The organism is Syntrophotalea acetylenica, from assembly GCF_001888165.1.
GTDB lineage: Bacteria > Desulfobacterota > Desulfuromonadia > Desulfuromonadales > Syntrophotaleaceae > Syntrophotalea > Syntrophotalea acetylenica.
The window spans coordinates 1,482,545-1,503,842 of sequence record NZ_CP015455.1; the positions used below are offsets into that span (position 1 = coordinate 1,482,545).

At 58.0% G+C, this 21,298-nt stretch carries 21 protein-coding genes and 1 tRNA gene; 20 read left to right on the forward strand and 2 right to left on the reverse strand.

The window, feature by feature from the left end; translation table 11 throughout:
* The 7 genes from A6070_RS06825 to A6070_RS15350 all read left to right on the forward strand — a co-directional run bounded on the left by A6070_RS06825 (nucleotide 1) and on the right by A6070_RS15350 (nucleotide 6,326).
* Nucleotides 1-492 (forward strand): type II secretion system protein, encoded by a 492-nt coding sequence (locus A6070_RS06825; protein ID WP_327191983.1) that lies wholly within the window; start codon nucleotides 1-3, stop codon nucleotides 490-492.
* Nucleotides 434-901 (forward strand): type IV pilin protein, encoded by a 468-nt coding sequence (locus tag A6070_RS06830; protein WP_083558800.1) that lies wholly within the window; start codon nucleotides 434-436, stop codon nucleotides 899-901. Before A6070_RS06825 ends, A6070_RS06830 begins: the two co-directional genes overlap by 59 nt.
* Before the next feature lie 7 nt (nucleotides 902-908).
* Nucleotides 909-1,574 (forward strand): cell division ATP-binding protein FtsE, encoded by a 666-nt coding sequence (gene ftsE, locus A6070_RS06835; protein ID WP_072287624.1) that lies wholly within the window; start codon nucleotides 909-911, stop codon nucleotides 1,572-1,574.
* A 65-nt stretch (nucleotides 1,575-1,639) separates the two neighbouring features.
* Nucleotides 1,640-2,536, forward strand: coding sequence for a permease-like cell division protein FtsX (ftsX, locus tag A6070_RS06840; protein WP_072287625.1), 897 nt, complete (start codon nucleotides 1,640-1,642; stop codon nucleotides 2,534-2,536).
* A gap of 2 nt (nucleotides 2,537-2,538) precedes the next feature.
* A complete protein-coding gene (locus A6070_RS06845; protein ID WP_072287626.1) occupies nucleotides 2,539-3,705 on the forward strand; it encodes a murein hydrolase activator EnvC family protein in 1,167 nt (388 codons plus the stop codon).
* Between the two features lie 22 nt (nucleotides 3,706-3,727).
* Nucleotides 3,728-5,044 (forward strand): S41 family peptidase, encoded by a 1,317-nt coding sequence (locus A6070_RS06850; RefSeq protein WP_072287627.1) that lies wholly within the window; start codon nucleotides 3,728-3,730, stop codon nucleotides 5,042-5,044.
* 52 nt (nucleotides 5,045-5,096) lie between these two features.
* A complete protein-coding gene (locus A6070_RS15350; protein ID WP_072287628.1) occupies nucleotides 5,097-6,326 on the forward strand; it encodes a divergent polysaccharide deacetylase family protein in 1,230 nt (409 codons plus the stop codon).
* A gap of 92 nt (nucleotides 6,327-6,418) precedes the next feature.
* On the opposite strand, the gene A6070_RS06860 is transcribed toward A6070_RS15350, so the two are convergent.
* Nucleotides 6,419-7,813 (reverse strand): ParA family protein, encoded by a 1,395-nt coding sequence (locus A6070_RS06860; protein WP_072287629.1) that lies wholly within the window; start codon nucleotides 7,811-7,813, stop codon nucleotides 6,419-6,421.
* A 102-nt stretch (nucleotides 7,814-7,915) separates the two neighbouring features.
* Between A6070_RS06860 and xseA the strand changes: the two genes are divergently transcribed.
* The 7 genes from xseA to A6070_RS06895 all read left to right on the forward strand — a co-directional run bounded on the left by xseA (nucleotide 7,916) and on the right by A6070_RS06895 (nucleotide 13,778).
* Entirely contained in the window at nucleotides 7,916-9,145 is a 1,230-nt protein-coding gene (gene xseA / locus A6070_RS06865) for an exodeoxyribonuclease VII large subunit (RefSeq protein WP_072287630.1), read from the forward strand.
* A gap of 134 nt (nucleotides 9,146-9,279) precedes the next feature.
* Nucleotides 9,280-9,504, forward strand: a complete 225-nt coding sequence (gene xseB, locus A6070_RS06870; RefSeq protein WP_083558803.1) for an exodeoxyribonuclease VII small subunit — start codon at nucleotides 9,280-9,282, stop codon at nucleotides 9,502-9,504.
* Between the two features lie 43 nt (nucleotides 9,505-9,547).
* Nucleotides 9,548-10,438, forward strand: a complete 891-nt coding sequence (locus tag A6070_RS06875; protein ID WP_072287632.1) for a polyprenyl synthetase family protein — start codon at nucleotides 9,548-9,550, stop codon at nucleotides 10,436-10,438.
* A 26-nt stretch (nucleotides 10,439-10,464) separates the two neighbouring features.
* Nucleotides 10,465-12,366 carry a 1-deoxy-D-xylulose-5-phosphate synthase gene (gene dxs, locus A6070_RS06880; RefSeq protein ID WP_072287633.1) on the forward strand — a complete coding sequence of 634 codons (1,902 nt, stop codon included), beginning with the start codon at nucleotides 10,465-10,467 and terminating at the stop codon, nucleotides 12,364-12,366.
* 87 nt (nucleotides 12,367-12,453) lie between these two features.
* Nucleotides 12,454-13,128 carry a Crp/Fnr family transcriptional regulator gene (locus tag A6070_RS06885; RefSeq protein WP_072287634.1) on the forward strand — a complete coding sequence of 225 codons (675 nt, stop codon included), beginning with the start codon at nucleotides 12,454-12,456 and terminating at the stop codon, nucleotides 13,126-13,128.
* A gap of 17 nt (nucleotides 13,129-13,145) precedes the next feature.
* Entirely contained in the window at nucleotides 13,146-13,547 is a 402-nt protein-coding gene (locus A6070_RS06890) for an acyl-CoA thioesterase (protein ID WP_072287635.1), read from the forward strand.
* 156 nt (nucleotides 13,548-13,703) lie between these two features.
* Nucleotides 13,704-13,778: transfer RNA gene (locus A6070_RS06895), tRNA-Val, on the forward strand.
* Between the two features lie 172 nt (nucleotides 13,779-13,950).
* Here the strand turns inward: A6070_RS06895 and lpxA are convergent.
* Entirely contained in the window at nucleotides 13,951-14,742 is a 792-nt protein-coding gene (gene lpxA / locus A6070_RS06900; RefSeq protein ID WP_072287636.1) for an acyl-ACP--UDP-N-acetylglucosamine O-acyltransferase, read from the reverse strand.
* A 224-nt stretch (nucleotides 14,743-14,966) separates the two neighbouring features.
* Here lpxA and A6070_RS06905 point away from each other — a divergent pair, with 224 nt between their 5' ends.
* The 6 genes from A6070_RS06905 (at nucleotide 14,967) to glnA (ending at nucleotide 21,177) form a co-directional block, all read left to right on the forward strand.
* On the forward strand, nucleotides 14,967-16,457 hold the full coding sequence (locus A6070_RS06905; RefSeq protein ID WP_072287637.1) for an aldehyde dehydrogenase family protein: 1,491 nt from the start codon (nucleotides 14,967-14,969) through the stop codon (nucleotides 16,455-16,457).
* A 14-nt stretch (nucleotides 16,458-16,471) separates the two neighbouring features.
* On the forward strand, nucleotides 16,472-17,815 hold the full coding sequence (locus A6070_RS06910) for a GTPase (RefSeq protein WP_072287638.1): 1,344 nt from the start codon (nucleotides 16,472-16,474) through the stop codon (nucleotides 17,813-17,815).
* Nucleotides 17,816-17,972: 157 nt separating this feature from the next.
* Complete coding sequence (locus A6070_RS06915) at nucleotides 17,973-18,497, forward strand: ferredoxin domain-containing protein (protein WP_072287639.1); 525 nt, start codon at nucleotides 17,973-17,975, stop codon at nucleotides 18,495-18,497.
* A 9-nt stretch (nucleotides 18,498-18,506) separates the two neighbouring features.
* A complete protein-coding gene (locus A6070_RS06920; RefSeq protein ID WP_072287640.1) occupies nucleotides 18,507-19,019 on the forward strand; it encodes an NUDIX hydrolase in 513 nt (170 codons plus the stop codon).
* A 341-nt stretch (nucleotides 19,020-19,360) separates the two neighbouring features.
* Complete coding sequence (locus A6070_RS06925; protein WP_072287641.1) at nucleotides 19,361-19,699, forward strand: P-II family nitrogen regulator; 339 nt, start codon at nucleotides 19,361-19,363, stop codon at nucleotides 19,697-19,699.
* Nucleotides 19,700-19,767: 68 nt separating this feature from the next.
* Nucleotides 19,768-21,177 carry a type I glutamate--ammonia ligase gene (glnA, locus tag A6070_RS06930; RefSeq protein ID WP_072287642.1) on the forward strand — a complete coding sequence of 470 codons (1,410 nt, stop codon included), beginning with the start codon at nucleotides 19,768-19,770 and terminating at the stop codon, nucleotides 21,175-21,177.
* The last annotated feature ends 121 nt before the right edge of the window (nucleotides 21,178-21,298 follow it).

Here is a 21,298-nt window from a genome sequence, read left to right on the forward strand (position 1 = left end):
ATGATGCGCAGAATGTTTTCCGTCGCCCGAAACCCTGCGGGGATGACGCTGATCGAGGTGGTGATTACGGTCGCCATTGTCGGTATCCTGGCCTCGGCCGTGCTGCCCCTTGCCGAAGTTACGATCAAGCGTACCCAGGAGATGGAACTGCGGCGATCGCTGCGGGAATTGCGGTCGGCCATCGACCAGTACAAGGCAGATTTCGACAAGGCGGTTCTGGACAAACACATCGTTTCGGATACCGACCAGACCGGCTATCCGCTCAACCTTGAGGAACTGGTGACGGGCAAAAACTGGGGCGGGCTTTATGCCTTTCCCCGCAAATATCTGCGGCGGATTCCTCGCGATCCCTTCAATCCCGAGGAAGAGTGGGGGATGCGTGGCTATCGCGATGCGCCGGATTCACCTTCCTGGGACGGTAAGGATGTTTATGATGTGTACAGTCGAAGCGATCAGACAGCGCTGGACGGGACCGCCTACAGTTCCTGGTAAGACCGTTGCGGAGCTCCGGGTACGGCCCTGTGCCGGTTTTACGCTCATCGAATTGATGATCGTCATGACGATCGTGGCGATTCTGGCCGCCATTGCCGTCCCCCATTACCAGCGAAATTTGATTCAGGCACGGGAATCGGTGCTGCGGGAAAACCTGTATCAGATGCGCAAGGCTATTGACGGCTTTTTCGCCGATCAGGGGCGATACCCGGAGAGCCTGGAAGAACTGGTCGAAAAGCGTTACTTGCGGGGCATTCCCAAGGACCCCTTTACCGGAAGTGCGGAAACATGGTACACCATACCACCAGAAGTACTGGATCTTGGCGCGGGGGATCCTGGCGCTGTCTACGATGTACGCAGCGGCAGCAACCTGGCAGGACTCAACGGCATTCCTTATCGCGACTGGTAGAGATTTCATGATTCAGCTTTACAATGTCTGCATGTCATATCAGAAAGACGCCAGCGCCCTGACCGATTTCAGTCTCAAGGTTCCCAAGGGTGATTTTCTCTATCTGACCGGCTCCTCCGGGGCCGGAAAATCCACTCTTCTGAAATTGTTGTACGGCGCTGAAAAGCCCAGTCGAGGCCAGATTCTGGTCAATGGCATGAACATAACCCGTATGAGATCCTGGCGCATTCCTCTGCTGCGGCGCAAAATCGGCATCGTATTTCAGGATTTCAAATTGATATCCACCCGGACCTTGTTTGAGAACGTCGCTTTTCCCCTCGAAGTTCAGGGTAAAAAGCGCTACGAAATCAGCAACAAGGTTTATCAGGCCCTCAAACACGTCGGGTTGCAGGGAAAGCTGAACCGTCTGCCTTTGCAACTGTCCGGCGGCGAGCAGCAGCGGGCCGCCATTGCCCGGGCACTGGTTACGGATCCTTTGATACTGCTGGCCGACGAGCCCACCGGAAATCTCGATGACGACGTTGCCAACGATATCATGGAGCTTTTCAAGGGAGCCAACGCACGGGGCACGACGGTTGTTTTCGCCACCCATGATCGGGAAATGATTCGGCGCTTTCCGCGACGGATCGTGGTCCTCGACAAGGGCCGGCTCGTCGAAGACCACACACCCTGACCTGTCTGGGCTCTGTCTCCACATTGCTTGATTCATGCACTGTTTTGGACTGAAGGGATCGGAACTTGCTGCAGACCATCGGATATTTCATACGACGGGTAGGGCGAAATCTCAGACAGACGCCTGTATTGTGCAGTGCGGCCATCGGCACGGTCGCTGTAGCGCTGATGATCATCGCTTTTTTCGGCATCGTGGTCATCAACGTGCAGCAGGTTGCCCGGCAGTGGAGCCGTGAAATACAAGTCGTTGCCTATTTTGATCGCGTTCCTGATGCTGGCAAGTTGCAGGGCTGGAAGGCTTCGCTGAAGAACCTGGAGGAAGTGCAACAGGTTCATTTCGTTTCACGGGAAGAGGCGTTCAAGCGTTTCCAGAAGCGGTTGGGGGATGATGCCGACCTGCTGGAAGGCGTCGAAAGGGATTTTCTGCCTGCTTCTCTTGAAATCGTTCTGCACGAGAAACGCCGCAACAAGGCCGGGGTCGAGGCGGTGGTGGCCAGACTGCGGCAGATCGGCGAACTCCAGGATATCAGTTATGAACCGGAATGGCTCGAGCGCTTTGACGCTTTCGTGGGGCTGCTGCGGGTGGGAGGTTTTGTATTTGGAGGATTTCTGCTGTTCGCCGCTCTGTTCATTGTCTCCAATACCATCAAGCTGACCCTTTACGCCCGGCGTGAGGAGATCGAAATCATGACGCTGGTTGGCGGTACCCCGCTGTTTATCAAAATGCCTTTTCTTCTTGAAGGTGCATTGCAGGGGCTGGCGGGTGGCCTGCTGGCACTGATCGGAGCCTGGGCCCTGTTTTCTCTGATGCTGCGGGAAGGACTCCACGGTGTGCTGGTGGTTGCCGGAGTGGACGGAATCCTTTTTTTGTCGGCGACACAACAGGCCATCCTGGCCGCGGGCGGTTTGGCTCTGGGTCTGGTCGGAAGCCTGCTTTCCCTGAGAAAATTTGTCAGGATTTAACGATGATATGGAATCGGGGTTTGCGTTTCGCCTGTTTGCTGGCCGTTTCCCTGGTTATCATGCTGGGTGGTGTCTGTCCGGCCAGTGCCGGGGATCTGGCGCGTCAACGGAAGAATCTCAAGGAAATACAAGGTCGCATCGACAACCTTTCCCGGCAACTTAAAAGCAGCCAGCAGCAGGAGGGGTCGGTTGAACAGGAGTTGCGGAAGCTTGAAAATCAGCTCGCGACATTGCAAGGCGACTCCAGCCGTTTGCAGGGCCGACTGTCCCGCCTGGAAAAAGATATCGCGGCAAAGGAACAGCACGCCGGTCAATTGAAAACGCAGATTACCAAACAGGATCAACAGGTACGGCGGCGTCTACGGGTCTTGTATCGACGGGGCGAAATGCGCCTTTTCAACCTCCTGTTCGAGCAGGCTTCACCGGCAAAAATCGCCGAAAATTTCTTTTATCTTGCCCGTCTTGTGCGTCGGGACCGTCAACTGCTCAAGCAGTTCCGTGATGATTGGCGCACATTGCATGCCACGCTTGGCGAACTGGAACAGCTGCGGAAGGACCAGCGTCAGCGGCTGGACGTGCTTGCCGCCAGCCGGCGTACGCTGGACAAGGGGCGTCAGACCCGACAGGCCGCGCTCGGGAACCTGCGGGATAACCGTGCGGCCCTGAAGGACGAGCTGTCACAATTGCGCCAGAAGGCCAAACGTCTTCAGAGCCTGCTTAAAACCCTTGAAACGGAAAAACCGCGCGAGTATAGTGGCGCGTCAGGTCCCTTTGGTCGCAAAAAAGGTTCCTTGCCATGGCCCGGCCCCGGGTCGCTGGCCGTACGATTCGGCAGTAATTTCAATGCCGAACTCGGCACCCGCTATGAGAGTCAGGGGATCGAACTGGCGCAGGCCGCCGGATCTCCGATCTATGCGGTTGCCGAGGGTAAGGTTGCCTTCGCCAAAGTCTTTCACGGTTTTGGCAACATGATCATTCTCGATCATGGCGGCGGCTATTTCACCCTTTACGCCCAGGCCAGCCAATTGCTCAGAAAAGCCGGAGATACGGTTGCCCCGGGGGATAAGATCGGCATGTCCGGTTTTGGTGGCGGCAAGACGCTCTATTTCGAAATAAGAAAACGCGGCACGCCTCTGGATCCTCTCCAGTGGCTCAAACCGCGACGTTAATATGCTGGAAGGAGATGTCCGGATGACGAAAGGCAAGCGGATTGTCCTGTTATCGCTATTGATGCTGGCGGCAGGCTTTGCGGTGGCGAACTATTTTGTCAGCTGCAGCGAGGCAAAAACCGGAACGCCATACAAGGAACTGGAACAGTTTACCGATGTGCTGACCATTATTCAAAACAGTTACGTCGAGGAAGTGCCTCTGGAAAAACTCGTCGAAGGCGCCATCAACGGTATGCTGGGCGTGCTCGATCCGCACTCCTCCTATCTGTCCCCCGAGATGTTTCGGGAGATGCAGATCGATACCACCGGAGAGTTCGGCGGCCTTGGTATCGAAATCACCATCAAGGACGGCGTGCTGACCATTGTTTCACCCATCGAGGATACGCCGGCGCACCGTGCCGGTCTTGCGGCCGGGGACATGATCGTCAAGATTTCCGACCGTTTCACCAAGGACCTGACCATCATGGAAGCGGTCAAGCTGATGCGCGGTCCGGCCGGAAGCAGTATCACCATCACCATCATGCGCAATGCCTTCGATAAACCGAAGGAAATAACCCTCACCCGGGAAAACATCAAGGTCAAGAGCGTAAAATCCCGTTTGCTCGATGACGGTTTCGGGTATGTGCGTCTTGCCCAGTTTCAGGAGCGCAGCGCCAGGGACCTGAGAGCGGCGCTCAAGCAGTTGCATGCGCAGAACAAGGGTGGGCTGCAGGGACTGATCCTTGATTTGCGCAACAATCCCGGCGGACTTCTCGAACAGGCCGCGGAAGTCGCCGACCTGTTTCTGTCCAAGGGGCTCATTGTCTACACCGAGGGCAGAATCGAGGACAGCCGCCTGCGCTTTGAAGCCCACCGTCAGGGTACCGAGCCGGACTATCCCATGGTGGTACTGATCAACGGCGGTAGTGCCAGCGCCTCCGAAATCGTCGCCGGCGCCCTGCAGGACAATCGCCGCGCTATCGTTCTCGGCACCCAGAGTTTCGGTAAAGGTTCGGTGCAGACCGTCATTTCCCTGGAAAACGAATCCGGCCTGAGATTGACCACCGCTCGTTACTTTACCCCCAACGGCACCTCCATTCAGGCCAAGGGTATTACGCCCGATATCACGGTCCGGCCGATGGAACTGCGGGAAGTCGAAGACGGCCCGACGTTGAGGGAGAAGGACCTGAGCAATCACATGGAAGAAAACACCGCGGCGGAACCGCCATCGACACCCGGTGCGTCGACCGTGGACGGGAGCCGGCCGGAGGCTGGTCTGCCGGAAGACTACCAGCTGTTGCGGGCGCTCGATCTGCTTCGTGGCTGGGAATTGCTCAAGGGGCTCAAATCCGCAGCCTGAAAACATCACCTCACGCATGGAAGGGGGATGAAACATCCCCCTTTTTTAAATTATGGCCACCAACAAGAATCCTTCCCGCCGGAAACGGCCGACCTCAAGGCGCAAAACGGACCGAACTTTTCAGGTTCTGCTGGCCTCTCTGTTTCTGCTGGTTTTCCTGGTCGCCAGCCTTGCAGTCCTGACGCTGGTGCAGCGCAACCGGCCGCAGGTTGCCCCTCCGGCCGTAGCCACGGCGCCGTCACCGCCGCAAGTTCCGGCGCCCGAAGTGCCCCCTTGCGCTACGGTGCCGGAGGAAAAAACAGATCATGCCGCGCTGCAATTGCTTATCGAACGTGCCCTGTGGAAGGGGGGCGTGGCCTTCAGCAACCGGAATGTGGTTCTCGAACAGGGGGTTCTCCATTACCGTTTGTCCGGCGCCCTGCCGGAAGGCAGTTGGTACAACGATCTGCGTCGCGTGCTGGAGCAGGATTTCCCCTCGGTTTCCCTGGAACAAAGCATTCCGCCGGGGCAACGGCTCACCATATCGATGCACAAGGAGCCCCAGGTGGTTTTGCATTTTCAACCGCCGGCGGATTCGCAGGTTATGGTTCCTCCCCGGGGAAAAGTCCCGGGACCCAAGGCCAAAATCGCCATTGTGGTCGATGATCTCGGCCGGGACCTTGAGGCGCTGCGGACCTTGCTGTCCCTGGATCTGGACCTGACCATGGCGGTCATGCCCGACGAACCGCATACGCGGCAGGCGGCGGAACTGGCGCACCGGGCCGGCCGGGAAGTGCTGGTCCACATGCCCATGGAGCCGGACAGCTATCCGCGCAATGATCCGGGGCCGGGGGCCTTGCTGCTCGGCCAGGACCCGGTGGAAATCAGACAGCGGGTCTCCGCGATGTTTGAAAAGGTGCCCCATGCCGTCGGCGGCAACAATCACATGGGATCGCGTTTTACCCAGTATCCCGAAGGGATGCGGGCCGTATTCGAGGTCATGAAGGATCACGGTTTGTTCTTCGTCGACAGTCGCACCAGCCCCGGTTCCGTGGCTTTTTCAGAGGCCAGGCAGGCAGGAGTCGCCGCGGCCACCAGGGATGTTTTTCTGGATAATTATCAGGATGTCGAGGCGATTGCACGCCAGTTGCGTGAAACGGTGAAAATTGCCCGTTCGCGGCGCCAGGCGATAGCCATTTGTCATCCCTACCCGGAAACGCTGGCTGCCCTGAAGCGGGAGGCGGCTTTTTTACGTCAGGCGGATCTGCAGGTGGTTCCGGTATCGCATCTGCTGCAGCGCTGAACCGAAACCATGCCCCGCATGCGGGATTGATGCCTGCGTAAATTTCAGCCGAATACAGGCGCAGCTGTTTGGTGCCCGACCGGGTGGGTGAATCAGTCAGGTGATACCGGCAGCCGCGCGCCGATGTGGCGCATGGCTGCATCGAGGCGGTTGAAAGGGTCGTTCAGCAGAATCTCTTCCGGAAACTCGCTGTTGATGCGGCGGATAAAAACAAAACGCTTCCGGACCGGGGTTTCCCCGTCGAAGAGTGTACGGCAGGCAAGGCTGTAGAGGGCAGAAGGCTCTTTGGGTAAAAAGCGGGATTCGTGTTTCCGCAGCGCAATCGATTTGCTTGATATTTCAAACCCTTCCTCGTCGAATCGGTGAAACATCAGGCTTGCATCACCGGCGTGACTCAGAACGAAATACGACCGCAGTGCCGATTCTCTGAATAGATCGATCAGCGGATCCGCGGGGCTGATTTTCTTCTGGGCGTTGTAGCAGTGGCGGAAAACCAGCGTGGAGAAACACTCTTCATCGAGAAACCCCGCGATCTCGTGATCGGATGTGATGCAGAAATAGCCGGCCGGCTCCATGGTGTTGTGATGAACCAGCGGCCTTCCGCAAATCAGGCAATCCGGCGCGATTCGGGCGCGGCGCCCCAGGAAGTCGGCGTCCCGTTTACGTTCCTGATGCTCGATGTCCTGCCGGACCTGTTGCAGACGCCGCTCGGATGCTTCTTTGGCACAGATATAGACCTGCCGTGCCAGGTGGGCAAACTGGACATGTACACGGGTGCCGCGGCCGTGCGTCAGCACCGGGTGTATTTTACCTTCGGGATTGGTGTTGAGGGATTCCACTTTCGGACTTTTGGCAATGTATCCTTCAAGGCATTTGTAGCCGCGATTGATGGCGTATCCTTTAAGCAGCTGATAGGCGTTTTTGAACGGGCCGTCGAAGCGAACGCGGGAATCGATGAGACACGGCAACAGCCGCAAGGCGCGTTTGGAAAGGCCCTGCTCCTCAAAAAAATCGTAAAGGTGGCGGCAGTTTTCCAGTGACGGTGTGTCCTTGACCGGGACAATGACACGATCGGCCGCAAACAGGGCGTTCTGGGTGAATATATCAAGGGTCGGCCGGGTGTCGATGATGACGATTCCCCGGATGCTCGAACCGGCGAGGGCGCGGGCCAGCAGATCGCGATCCCGTACCTGGTGTGCAACCGCTTCAAGCTTGCGGCTGGAAGGAATGAACTGAACCCCGTATTCGCCCAGTTCCAGCAACTGGTCGACCGGCCGGCCTGCCAGCAGATCCATTATGTCGCCTTTCGGCGCGCCGCGCCCGATGCGGAACATGCGGTCTACCGAAAAGTGATTGTCAAAGCTGAACAGGGTTACGGGCAGTTCTTCATTCAGAGCCTTGAGATAGATGGCCAGATTGGTGGCAAGCGTGGTTTTGCCGACGCCGCCTTTTTCGCTCGATACGGTTACCACATAGGGTTCAATCATGCCGTGTCCTTTGTCGGGAAGTGATCCAGGGCAATTTATAAGGAAACCCATCCGGGAAGTCAACATCCCCACAGATAATCATCGAAATCAAGGTTGCCGCTTATGCATGCCAACGACGGAACCCTTTCGGTTTCACGTCTCGTTTCCCTGCTCAGGGATCTGGTCGAGGAAAATTTCATTCAGGTTGTCGTCACCGGGGAGATTGCCAACTTTTCCGCGCCATCTTCCGGCCATTTGTATTTTGCACTGAAGGACGATCTGGCGCAACTGCGCGGAGTCATGTTTCGCACCGCGAATCGCCTGTTGAATTTTATGCCCGAGAACGGTGTTCAGGTTGTCTGCTGGGGGCGCGTGTCCCTGTATCCGCAGCGGGGCGAACTGCAGCTGGTGGTCGAGCGCATGGAGGCGCTGGGGGTCGGCAGCTGGCAGCTGGCATTTGAAAAACTCAAACGGCGACTCGGTGCCGAGGGGCTGTTCGACGCTGCCCGCAAGCGCAGGCTGCCGCCTTTCCCCCGCACTATCGGCGTGGTTACCTCGCCGACCGGGGCAGCGATTCACGACATCCTCAATGTGCTGCGCCGGCGCGGGGCCGGATTGCGGGTGCTGCTTTGCCCGGTAAGGGTTCAGGGAGACGGATCCGCGCAGGAGGTTGCCCGGGGCATTGCCGATCTTAATCGCAACGGCCAGGCGGACGTTATTATCGTCGGACGGGGCGGGGGATCTCCCGAGGATCTTTGGGCGTTTAACGAAGAGATTGTTGCGCGGGCCGTTTTCGAATCCGCCATTCCCGTCATTTCCGCCGTCGGTCATGAAGTCGATGTGACCATAGCCGATCTGGTTGCCGATCTGCGGGCCCCGACGCCGAGCGCGGCAGCCGAGCTGGTGGTGCAGGGACGCCAGGACCTGGAACGGCATGTCGATCACCTTATCCTGCGCCTGAGCGGCCAGATGCAGGGACGACTGCAACTGCTGGCGGAGCGGGTGGCCGGGCTGCGCCGGCGCCTGCGTTCGCCGGTCGAGGATGTGCGCAAGCAGCGCACTGCCCTCGACCAGAGTCGGCTGCGCCTGCAGCGCGGCATGCAAGGGGCCCTGCAGCGCTGTACGCATCGTCTCGGCGTGGCGGCCAGCCGGCTGCATGACCTGTCGCCACTAGCTACTCTGGATCGTGGCTATGCGATTGTTTTTGCCGACAGGACAGGGCAGGTGGTGCGCAGTTCCACAGCACTGAAAAAAGGCGACCGGGTTTCGATCCGGCTGGCTGAGGGAGAGGTGGCGGCCATTGTGGAAAAAACCGATCATGAGCCGCGCCTTCCTCCGCCCGCCCGTCGCTGAAAACCGCGAAAGGTGTCGCCGTTCAAAAGGTTACGAGGGGCTTTTGCGATACCGACGAACGGCCCGCCGGGAAATGTCTTGACTCGCTTTGCTTCCGATGGGGATAATCAGCAGCAATCTTTGTGAGGATGTGTATGGAAGAAACGAAAACCTTTGAAGATGCCTTGAGGGCTCTCGAAGCGGTGGTGGAGAAACTCGAGGCGGGGGACCTTCCTCTGGAGGAGGCGCTGGCTTCCTTTGAAGTCGGGGTCAAGTGCGCGAACCGCTGCCAGGAACTGCTCAAGGCAGTCGAGACGCAAGTGGAAACCCTGCTGAGAAAACCTGATGGATCCATGGTTATTGGTAATTTTGAAGAATGACGATTTGATACCCTTTTTACCTGCCAATCGTAGTGGAGGATAAATGGATTTGGATGCCTATCTTAAGGACTGCCGGGCAAGGGTGGATAAAGCTCTCGACAGCTACCTTCCGGCAGAAGAGATGCTGCCCGCAAAGCTTCATAAAGCGATGCGCTATTCTATATTCGCCGCCGGCAAGCGGATCCGTCCCATTCTGATGATGGCCGCCTGCGAAGCCGTCGGCGGAGCGCCGGATGCGGTTATGCCCGCGGCTTGCGCCATGGAAATGATTCATACTTATTCCCTGATCCATGATGACCTTCCGGCCATGGACGACGATGATTTTCGGCGCGGCCGGCCGACCTGTCACAAGGTTTTCGGCGAGGCGCTGGCCATCCTGGCCGGGGATGCATTGCTGACGGAAGCTTTTATCCTGCTGTCGCGCATGGGAGAGGATGACCGGATTGCTCTTGATACGGGGCGCCGCGTGACCTCTCTTATCGCTCGCTGCGCCGGTTCCATGGGCATGGTCGGAGGGCAGGTGGTCGATATGGAATCGGAGGGCAAGGAAATTGATCTCGCCACCCTCGAATATATCCACACCCGCAAGACCGGAGCCCTGATTCTGGCTTCTGTACAGTCCGGTGCATTGGTCGGAGGCGCCAGCGAATTGCAGGTCGAGGCACTCGGTCGCTATGCCAAGGCTGCCGGCCTTGCCTTTCAGGTGGCTGACGACATTCTGGATATTGTCGGCGATCAGGCTCTGCTCGGCAAGGATGTCGGCAGCGACCAGCAGCGCGGCAAGGCAACCTATCCGGCACTGCTGGGCCTCGAAGCGGCCCGGACCAGGGCCCGCGAATTGCGGGACCTGGCTCTGGAGAGTCTTTCCGGATTTGACGAAAAAGCGGAACCCCTGCGGCGCATCGCTCACTATATCGTGGATCGATCCTTCTGAGGACAACGGAGGTTTTTGGAGTGAGTATGTTGAAAAAACTTCGAACTCCCGATGAGTTAAAGAGCTTTTCGGTGAAACAGCTTGAAGTTCTTGCGGGAGAGATTCGTGAAAAGATCATCGATACCGTATCCCGAACCGGCGGACATCTGGCCAGCTCTCTCGGGGTGGTGGAGTTGACCATTGCCCTGCACCGGGTGCTGAACACGCCTGCGGATAAAATTGTCTGGGATGTCGGGCACCAGGCTTACGCGCACAAACTGTTGACCGGACGTCTCGAACAGTTCGATACCCTGCGGCAACTGGGGGGGATCAGCGGCTTTCCGAAACGCGATGAGAGCCCTTACGACGCCTTCGATGTCGGGCATTCCAGCACCTCCATTTCGGCGGCCCTGGGTATGGCAGCGGCTCGCGACTGTCACGGAAGCCAGGAAAAGGTTGTTGCTGTCATCGGGGACGGCTCCCTGACGGGAGGTATGGCCTTCGAGGCCCTCAACCAGGCCGGGGATCAGCAAAAGAATCTGATCGTGGTGCTTAACGACAATGAAATGTCGATTTCGCCGAATGTCGGGGCGCTTTCATCGCTGATCAACCGTAAAATGACCTCCGAACTGGTGGTGCGCATCAAAAAGGAAGCGGAAAATTTTCTCAGCCATGTTCCGCGCATCGGCAAGGACCTGCTCAAGGTCGCCCGCAAGGCAGAGGACTCGCTCAAGGGGTTCTTTACGCCCGGCATGCTGTTCGAGGCCTTCGGGTTCGATTATGTAGGACCTCTCAACGGACACCGCCTGGAAACCTTGATTCCGGCCCTGGAAAACGTCGCCAACCTGGAAGGTCCGGTGCTGGTGCATGTCGTTACCCGCAAGGGCAAGGGCTTTGAGCCCGCGGAACGCAATCCCAGCCTGTTCCACGGGGTCGGGCCGTTTGACAAGGCGACCGGCGAGGTCCGTGGCGGCAAAGGCGGTCCCGCGAGCTTCACAGGTGTCTTCGGTAAAACCCTGACGGCCATGGCGGAAAAGGATGAACGCATCGTTGCCATTACCGCGGCCATGCTCGAAGGGACCGGACTCAAGGAATTTTCGCAGCGGTTCCCGCAGCGCTTTTTTGACGTCGGCATCGCCGAACAGCACGCCGTTACCTTTGCCGCCGGTCTTGCCTGTCAGGGCATGCGTCCGGTGGTTGCCCTGTATTCGACGTTTCTGCAGCGCGCTTACGACAACGTGGTGCATGATGTGGCGCTGCAGCGGTTGCCGGTGACCTTCGCCATCGACCGGGCGGGTCTGGTCGGCGCGGATGGACCGACACACCATGGCGTGTTCGATTTTTCCTTCCTGCGGCACATTCCCAACATGGTCGTGATGGCCCCGCGAGACGAAATCGAGTTGCAACGCGCCATGCTGACCGCGACCCTGCATGATGGTCCGGTGGCTTACCGCTATCCCCGTGGCCAGGCATTCGGTCTGCCATTGCCCGACGCCATCGAGCCGTTTGCCGTGGGCCGGGGGGAAAAACTGCGGGATGGCAACGATGCCGTGATCTTTGCCCTGGGCACCGTCTGCCGGGAGGCGCTGCTTGCCGCCGATATGCTGGCAGGCGAGGGGCTATCCGTCGGGGTGGTCGACCCGCGGTTTCTCAAACCCCTGGATAAGGAATTGCTGATCGCCGAAGCCAGACGCACCGGGGTCGTCGTTACCGTCGAGGAAAACGTGCGTCAGGGCGGCTTCGGGTCGGCGGTGCTGGAAATGCTCGGTGATGAAGGCATCGCCGCGCGGGTGCTGCGTATCGGTCTGCCGGACCGGTTTGTAGAGCAGGGAACGCAACCGCAGCTGCATGCCCGTTATGGCCTCGATGCCGAAGGCATTGCGGCCGGCGTGCGCAATTTCATCCATGGGCAGACGACGAACCCTCAAAGCCGGGCATCAGGTGCATAGGGCCATTCTGCCGGCAGGGATATGGGACCGCCTGTCCTTTCGACAGGCGGTTTTTGTCAGGACCGCCAGATACAGAGGTGTTCGTGGATGAATGATCGCGATGCCATAAAAAGCTGTCCCTTGTTTTCCGGCGTGACGGATCGCGATCTCGACGATTTGACGCGCATTGCCCGGCGGCAGGTTTTCGTCAAGGGGCAGATGGTTTTTTCCGAAGGGGATGAGGCCACGGGTTTTTACGTTCCGGTGGAGGGCAAAATCAAGCTCTTCAAGCTGTCACCGGAGGGAAAGGAACGTATTTTGCGCATCGCGCATCCGGGGCGCACCGTTGCCGAAGCGGCCATTTTCGATATCGGACTTTTCCCGGCGTGCGCTCAGGCCCTTGAGCCCTCAGTGCTCTTGTTTTTTCCCAAACAGGCCATTCTGGATTTGCTGCACCACAATGCGCAGCTTGCCATAAACATGATCGGAGGAATCTCGCGGATTCTGCGGGAAATGATGGATCATGTCGAGTCCCTGACATTCAGGGATGTTCCGTCCCGGCTGGCGCGTTATCTGCTCGATTTGTCGGATATGCAAAAGCGGCACGTGCATCTGCCTGTTTCCAAAACGCAACTGGCCGCCAACCTGAATACCGCCGGCGAGACGCTGTCACGCACCCTGCGGAAAATGTCCGACGACAACCTGCTCCGGGTGCGGGGCCGGACCATCGAAATCATTGATTTTCAGGGGCTTGTCGATTTGTCCGAACGTTACAAGGAATAAAACCGGGAGCTTGCGACATGATTACCAGCACCAATCTCATCGCGCGCTACGCCGAAACCGATGCTCAGGGCGTCGTGCACCATGCCAGCTACCTGGTGTGGTTCGAGGAAGCGCGCTCCGACTTTCTGCGCCAGCGTGGTCTGGCCTACAGCGACATGGAGCGGGACGGTTTTTTCGTCATGGTGACAGGCGTGGAAGTATCCTATCGCGCTCCGGCCTTTTTTGAAGACCGAATCACCGTCGAGACAACCCTGGAAAAAGCGCGCAGCCGCATGCTGGAGTTCAGCTACAAAATTCGCAACCAGGAAAACAGACTGCTTGTCGAAGGGCGCACCCGGCATCTGGTGGTCGGAGCTGATCGCAAGCCTCATGGCCTGCCAAAAGCGGTGCTGGACAAACTGACGCCATCTTCGTGCTGAAGGCTATCCCCGGCGGCGACAGCCCGTTTCCAGCCGATTCCCTGAAAAGCGCAAGAGCTGGTTGGCTTTGTTCGTGAAGACCGCGTCGCAACCCTTCGGCAACCGAAATATTTTGTTGACTTGATCACAGGCGCTTGATATAAGTTCAAGCACATCGGGCGTTTAGCTCAGCGGGAGAGCACTGCCTTCACACGGCAGGGGTCCACAGTTCGATCCTGTGAACGCCCACCAATTCACAAACAAAGGGGTCTGCGATTTTTTTCGCGGACCCCTTTTTTCGATCGTCAATGCTTGTCACATATCATTGGAATTTTTGACCATGAGGGTTGCGTGCGGAGGGTGACGAAGCGGCTGACTTCGTTTCCCCTTTCTGGTTTTCACGGTCTCATGCGCTGCTGGCGTTTCACTCCCGGATCTTGCCATGGCCGCTGCCGATACCGCGCTTGGAGGCGCGGATAAAATCGATCAGCATGCGTACGTCGGGCGTTGTGGCCGGGGCGGTGTCCAGTTCGTTGACGGCATCTTCCAGGCGCATGCCGGAGCGGAAGATCTTTTTGAAGGCCCTTTTGACGGCCAGGATGCGGTCGGTGTCGAAGCCGTTGCGGCGCAGGCCGATGAGGTTGACGGCCCGGATCCAGCTCATTTCGTCGTTAATGCAGAAGGGCGGGACATCCTTGGTGGCGCCGGAGCCGCCCCGCATCATGGCATAATCGCCGATGCGCACAAACTGATGCACCTGGCAGTTGCCGGAGATGATGGCGCGATGGCCGACCTCGACATGCCCGGCGAGTAGCGCGCCGTTGACAATGATGACGTGGTCGCCGATGCGGCAGTTGTGGGCGACATGGCTGTTGACCATGAAATAGTTGTTGTTGCCGATGATGGTCGAGGTGTTCTCCCGATTACCGCGGTGCACGGTAACCCCTTCCCGAAAAATGTTGTTGTCTCCGATGACCGTGTACGCTTCTTCGCCATGATAGCCGATATCCTGGGGGGACTGCCCGATGACGGCACCCGGGAAGACCTGGTTGCCCTTGCCCAGGGTTGTCCAGCGGCCGATGTGGGCGCCGTGCATGAGACGGCTGCCCGCGCCGATGGCGACATCCGCATCGATGAAAACATGGGGGCCGATTTCAACGTCGTCCGCCAGATGTACCGATGGATCAACGATTGCGGTGGGATGGATAATGGCCATGGAAACTCCTCGAAGTTGAATAATGCAGATGCGTCACCGATTGCATGATCGCACCTATACTGCCCCAGATGTGGCCGGCTTTCAAGATATTTTGGCGTGCAGGCTCGCACGGCGGTTTTCTTGAAAGGGCAGGGGTATCTGCTAAGCTGGAAGTGTTCAACAGGTTTCGATTTCAAGGCCTCGGACGCGGTTCGGGCATTGCTCTTCCGGCGGGAGTCAGGATCATGACAACAATTCGCAATCTTATCGGCGGCCATTGGGTTGCGCCGGCAAACGGTGCATACGGTCAGAGTGTAAACCCTGCCCATGATATGGAAATCGTGGCGCGCTATCCTTTGAGTGAAAAGGAGGATGTCGACCGCGCCGTCGCGGCGGCTGCCGAAGCTTTCCCGCGATGGCGGAGCATGCCGGCACCGCGACGGGCGGAGATTCTGTTCAAGGCGGCGGAAATTCTCAGCCGGCGCAAGCACGAGCTCGGGGAACTGGTGACGCGGGAAATGGGCAAGGTGCTGCCGGAAGGTTTGGGCGATGTGCAGGAGGCCATCGATATGGCCTATTTCATGGCCGGCGAGGGGCGCCGGCTGCAAGGGGAAACGGTGCCCTGCGAACTGCCGAACAAGGATGGCAAGTCGATCCGGGTTCCTCTGGGGGTTTTCGCTCTTATCACCCCCTGGAATTTCCCGATCGCCATTCCTTCCTGGAAGGTGTTTGCCGCCCTGATCTGCGGCAACACCGTGGTACTCAAGCCTTCCTCCGATACGCCCCTGTGCGCCGTAACTTTTGCGGAGGCGTTGCAGCAGGCCGGCCTTCCGGACGGCGTTTTGAACCTGATCACCGGTTCCGGAGATACCGTCGGCAAAGCGCTGGCGACCCATCCGGACGTGCAGGGCATATCCTTTACCGGCTCCTGTGCCGTTGGCGAGTCGCTGGCCGGTGCAGCGGCCGAACTGCATCGTCCCATCGCCATGGAGATGGGCGGCAAGAACGCTATCCTCATCATGGACGACGCAGATCTCGATCTGGCCCTGGAGGGGGTGCTGTGGGGAGCTTTCGGTACCACCGGGCAACGCTGCACGGCGGCCAGTCGCGTCATTGTTCATGAACGGGTGCACGATGCCTTTCTTGAGCGCCTGGCGCGGGCCAGCGCCAATCTGTCGTTGGGCGACGGCCTGGATAAGGGCACCGATGTCGGGCCGCTGATCAACAGGCGCGCGGTGAACAAGGTTCTCAACTACATACGCATCGGGGTCGAGGAGGGGGCCTGTCTGCATTGCGGCGGCAAGCAGGCCTCCGACGGTGCGCTTGCCGAAGGTTATTTCGTCGAGCCGACAATTTTTTCAGAAGTTCTGCCAGGCATGCGCATTGCCCAGGAAGAGATTTTCGGGCCGGTGGTAGCTGTCATGAAATGCGGCTCCTTCGAGGAGGGGGTCGCCATTGTCAATGGCAGCCGTTTCGGCCTGTCGGCGTCGGTTTACACCCGCAATGTCAACCTCGCGGCATGCGCCGAAAGGGATCTGGAAACGGGCCTGGTCTATATCAATGCCAGCACCATCGGCGCCGAAATTCAACTGCCTTTCGGCGGCTTCAAGCATTCGGGCTCCGGCCACCCCGAGGCAGGCGGGCGGATGGGGGCTATCGATTTCTTTTCGCGAATCAAGGTCGTTTACCGCGATTTCAGCGGCAGGCTGCAAAGGGCCCAGATTGACATTTCCTGAAATCGGAAAAATTTATGAGGCGTCGGCGCATATTGATCCTTGGGGCGGGGGGGCGGGATTTTCACAATTTCAATCTCCTTTACCGGCATCGGCAGGATTGCGAGGTGCTGGCCTTCACCGCGTCCCAGATTCCGTTTCAGCAGGGCCGGGTGTATCCTGCCGCGCTGGCCGGTGCCCTCTACCCCGACGGTATCCCGATTATCGGCGAGGAACCTTTCGGGGAACTGGTACGTCGCCTCGCCATCGACGAGGCGGTTTTCTCCTTCAGCGACGTATCCCATCAAAGGTTGATGGAGATTGCCTCCCCGATTCTCGCCACGCCATGTGATTTCAGGCTGGTTGGCGCCGAACATACCATGCTTAAAGCTTCGCTGCCCGTCATATCGGTGTGTGCGGTACGTACCGGATGCGGCAAGAGCCCGGTTACACGTTACATCTGCCGGCACTTGCTGGAAGCCGGTCAGCGCCCGGTGGTTGTGCGTCACCCCATGGCCTACGGCCGCCTCGAACATCGCGCCGTGCAGTCGTTCCGTCACCTTGACGATCTCGATGCCCATCAGTGCACCCTTGAGGAGCGTGAAGAATACGAGCCGCTGCTGCGCCTCGGTGTGCCGCTTTTGGCCGGTATCGATTACGAGGCGGTGCTGCGGGCTGCCGAACCGGCGGGCAATATCCTGATCTGGGACGGCGGCAACAATGACACGCCATTTTTCTTTCCGGATCTTGACATCGTGCTGGTTGATCCTTTCAGGGCGGGCGACGAATTGTCCTATTACCCGGGCTATGTGAATCTGCGCCGCGCCCATCTGATTGTCGTCAGCAAACGCTCCGAAGTGCCCGAGGCAAACCTCGACCGCCTGCGCCGGAATCTGCAGAGCTCGGTGCCCGAAACGCCGCTGGTGCAGGGCGACCTCCAGGTTTCGGTGGCGTCGCCCGAGGCAGTGGCCGGCTGTCGCGTGCTGGTCGTCGAGGACGGTCCCACCATTTCCCACGGAGGCATGGCCTTCGGAGCCGGCGTCGTTGCCGCACGGCGTTTCGGGGCCGGGGAAATTGTCGACCCGCGACCTTATGCGGTGGGCAGTCTTGCCCGGGTCTATGCGGAATACCCCCATATCGGTGCGGTGGTGCCCGCCATGGGCTACAGCGCTGCGCAACTGGACGATCTGCGGCAAACCCTGGCGGCGGTGCCATGTGATCTTGTTTTGTCGGCTACCCCCGTCGACCTGGCCCGGCTTCTGGTTATCGACAGGCCTGTTCTGCGCGTTTCCTATGAGTTCTGCGATGCTTCTTCCGGCACCCTGCGATCGGCGGTAAACGCTATGCTGCACCGTTTGGGCATAACCTCGACGAATCGCTGAGAGTTGCCAGACTTTGGCCACGGAAGATTTTCTGTTTAACACCAGTTCATTCCTGTGTAGGATAGCTCCGATCGCAAACCTGCGGCCATTGTCTGCGCCTGATCCCCGCCGCAACGGGTTTGCATAAATTCCTGCCACACCTGCAGAAGGAGAAACGATGCTGGTTTTTGACGATGAAAAGAATGGCATGCTGCATATGGCCCGCATGATCTGTGCCGCCGCGCGGACCGCCCCTAAGGCACGCAGCATCGACCTGCTGACCACGGCGATTCTGGACGGAGAAGAAAAGAACAGGCTTGCGGAGCATATGCGTCTTATTGCGGAGCGTGACGGGGTGGCCTTTTTTGCTCGCGATGCCGGCAATGTCTGTCAGGCCCCCCTGATCATAATGTTTGCCAGTAAAAATCAGCCGCTGGGCCTTCCTCATTGCGGCTATTGCGGGTTTGAAAATTGTCAGGCATTGCAGCGCGCCGGTGGTGTTTGCGCCTTCAACAGCGGTGATCTCGGCATCGCCATCGGTTCCGCCGTGAGCCGCGCCGCCGACCTGCGTCTCGACAACCGGATTCTCTACAGTGCGGGCAAGGCCGCGCTCGAGCTTGGATTGATGGGCAAGGATGCTGCTCTGGCTTACGGGCTGCCTCTTTCCATGACCGGCAAAAACCCGTTTTTCGACAGAAAGTAGGGTGTGCGGATGGCGGCGGAAGAGTGGTTTGATATCGTGGATGAGCAGGATCGGGTGGTGGGGCGGGCGCTGCGCTCCGAGTGCCATGGCAACCCCGGTCTGATTCATCGTGTCGCCCATGTCCTGGTTATTGATGGACAGGGGCGGTTGCTGCTTCAGAAACGGTCCTTGTGCAAGGATGTGCAACCCGGGCGCTGGGATACCAGCGTCGGCGGTCATCTTGACCCGGGTGAGGGGTATTACGAAGCGGCATTGAGGGAAATGCGCGAGGAGTTGGGGATTGATAATGTTGCCATACGGTTTTTATACCACTCCCGGCTTCGCAACGCCTTTGAATCGGAAAATGTTGCGACCTATCTGGCCCGGTATGACGGGGACATCCGGTTCGATCCGGTAGAAATCGACGCCGTGCGCTTTTTCTCCCCCGAGGAGATAGCAGCCCGGCTGGGCGAGGGTTTTTTTACCCCCAATTTCGAGCAGGAGTGGCATATGTTCAATGATTGGAGACATCAGTCCTTTTAAAAAACCGGGGGAGCAAAGCCCTGTTTCCGAGCGTGCCTAAAAATCGGGCGACAAAGGTGATTCAGTGCATAAAAATTACTCTTATGTTTGTTGAAGGATGGGACAAGAGCTGCCCATGGCTTTAATTTGTCCTGAATAAAAGTATGTGATTTCGGTAAGTTGCGTTTGTGATTCGGGGATCGTTAAAAGTTGGCAAGCGGTTTGCTAGTAAGAAGTCGCAATGAAGCGGGAAAACAGAATCCCGGCAACTTCTTTGGTGAACGGCGCTGCTCCTAATGCCAGTTTTGGCGAAAACGGGCGGACTATGCCGCCACGGAACATCGTCTGCAGGAGGCCGATTGATGAGGAAAATTGAGGCAATTATCAAACCGTTCAAGTTGGATGAAGTTAAAGAGGCACTGAACGAAGTCGGTATTCAGGGGCTTACCGTTACCGAAGCCAAAGGATTTGGCAGACAGAAAGGGCATACCGAGCTTTACCGCGGCGCTGAGTACGTGGTCGACTTCATTCCCAAGATCAAGATCGAGATCATCGTCAAGGATGATATGGTCGCAAAAGTTATTGAAACCATCAGCGAGGCGGCCCGCACCGGCCGTATCGGCGATGGCAAGATCTTTGTCAGCCCGGTGGAGGAAGTTATCCGCATCCGCACGGGCGAAACAGGTGAGGACGCACTGTAGGCCGACATGGGTTTTCGGAGCTTACGGTTATTTATTTCAACCGAGGTCAGTAAAAAGGAGCAATCGCAATGACACCGAAACAGGTAATGGAATTTATCAAGGAAAACAACATCCAGATGGTGGATTACAAGTTCCTTGATTTCGTGGGCGTCTGGCAGCACGTATCGGTTCCTATCTGCGAATTCAGCGAAGATGTGTTTGAAGAAGGCCTGGGGTTCGACGGTTCTTCGATCCGCGGTTGGCAGCCTATTCATAACAGCGACATGGCTATCATCCCCGACCCCAACACCGCCAAACGGGATCCTTTCATCAAGGTTCCGACCCTGAGCCTGATCTGCTGCATTTTCGATCCCATTACCAAGGAAGGCTACAGCCGCGACCCGCGTTTCATCGCGCAAAAGGCCGAAGCCTATCTGAAATCCACGGGTATCGGCGATACCGCCTATTTCGGTCCCGAACCCGAGTTTTTCATTTTTGACGATGTGCGTTTCAACTCCACCTGCAACGAGTCTTTCTATTGCGTCGATTCCAGCGAAGGTATCTGGAATACCGGCCGTGAAGAATTCCCCAACCTCGGCTACAAACCCCGCCACAAGGAAGGCTATTTCCCCTGCGCTCCCACCGACTCTCTGGTGGATCTGCGCAACGAGATGGTGCAGGTATGCCAGGAAGTCGGCATTCATATCGAGGCATCGCACCACGAAGTCGCTACCGGCGGCCAGTGCGAGATCGACTTTAAATTCGATTCGCTGCTGAATAACGGCGATACCCTGCAGTGGTTCAAGTACATCATCAAAAACGTTGCCGTGCGCAATGGCAAAACCGTGACCTTCATGCCGAAGCCCCTGTTCGGTGATAACGGCAGCGGCATGCACTGCCACGTCTCTATCTGGAAAGATGGCGTCAATACCTTTGCCGGCGATGGCTATTCCGGCCTGTCCAAGAACGCCCTGTACTTCATCGGCGGCATCATCAAGCACGCCAAGGCTCTTTGCGCTTTCACCAATCCCACCACCAACTCCTACAAGCGCCTGGTGCCCGGCTATGAAGCACCCGTCAATCTGGCCTATTCGGGTCGCAACCGCTCTGCCGCCTTGCGTATTCCCCAGGGCAACAGCCCCAAGGCCAAGCGCGTCGAATACCGTACTCCCGACCCGGCAGCCAACGGTTATCTGTGTTTCTCCGCTATCCTGATGGCCGGTCTTGACGGCATCGAAAACAAGATCGATCCGGGCGAACCGCTGGACAAGGACATCTACGGGCTTCCCCCCGAGGAACTGGCCACCATCCCCAGCGTTGCCGGCAGCCTGCTTGAGGCTCTTGAGGCTCTCAAGGAAGATCATGCCTTCCTGCTCAAAGGCGACGTTTTCACCGAAGACGTTATCGAAAAGTGGATCGAGTACAAAACCCAGGCCGAAGTGGATCCCGTCCGCATGCGCCCGGTGCCCCTCGAATTCGCTCTGTACTACGATTGCTGAGTTTTCGATCTGCAACAAAAAAGCCCCCGCTGTGTCGGGGGCTTTTTTGTTGCACTCGGCGCCATCCGCACGATGCGCCGGAGCATAAAAAGGAATTCATTTTAAAATGCTTCGTCCACAA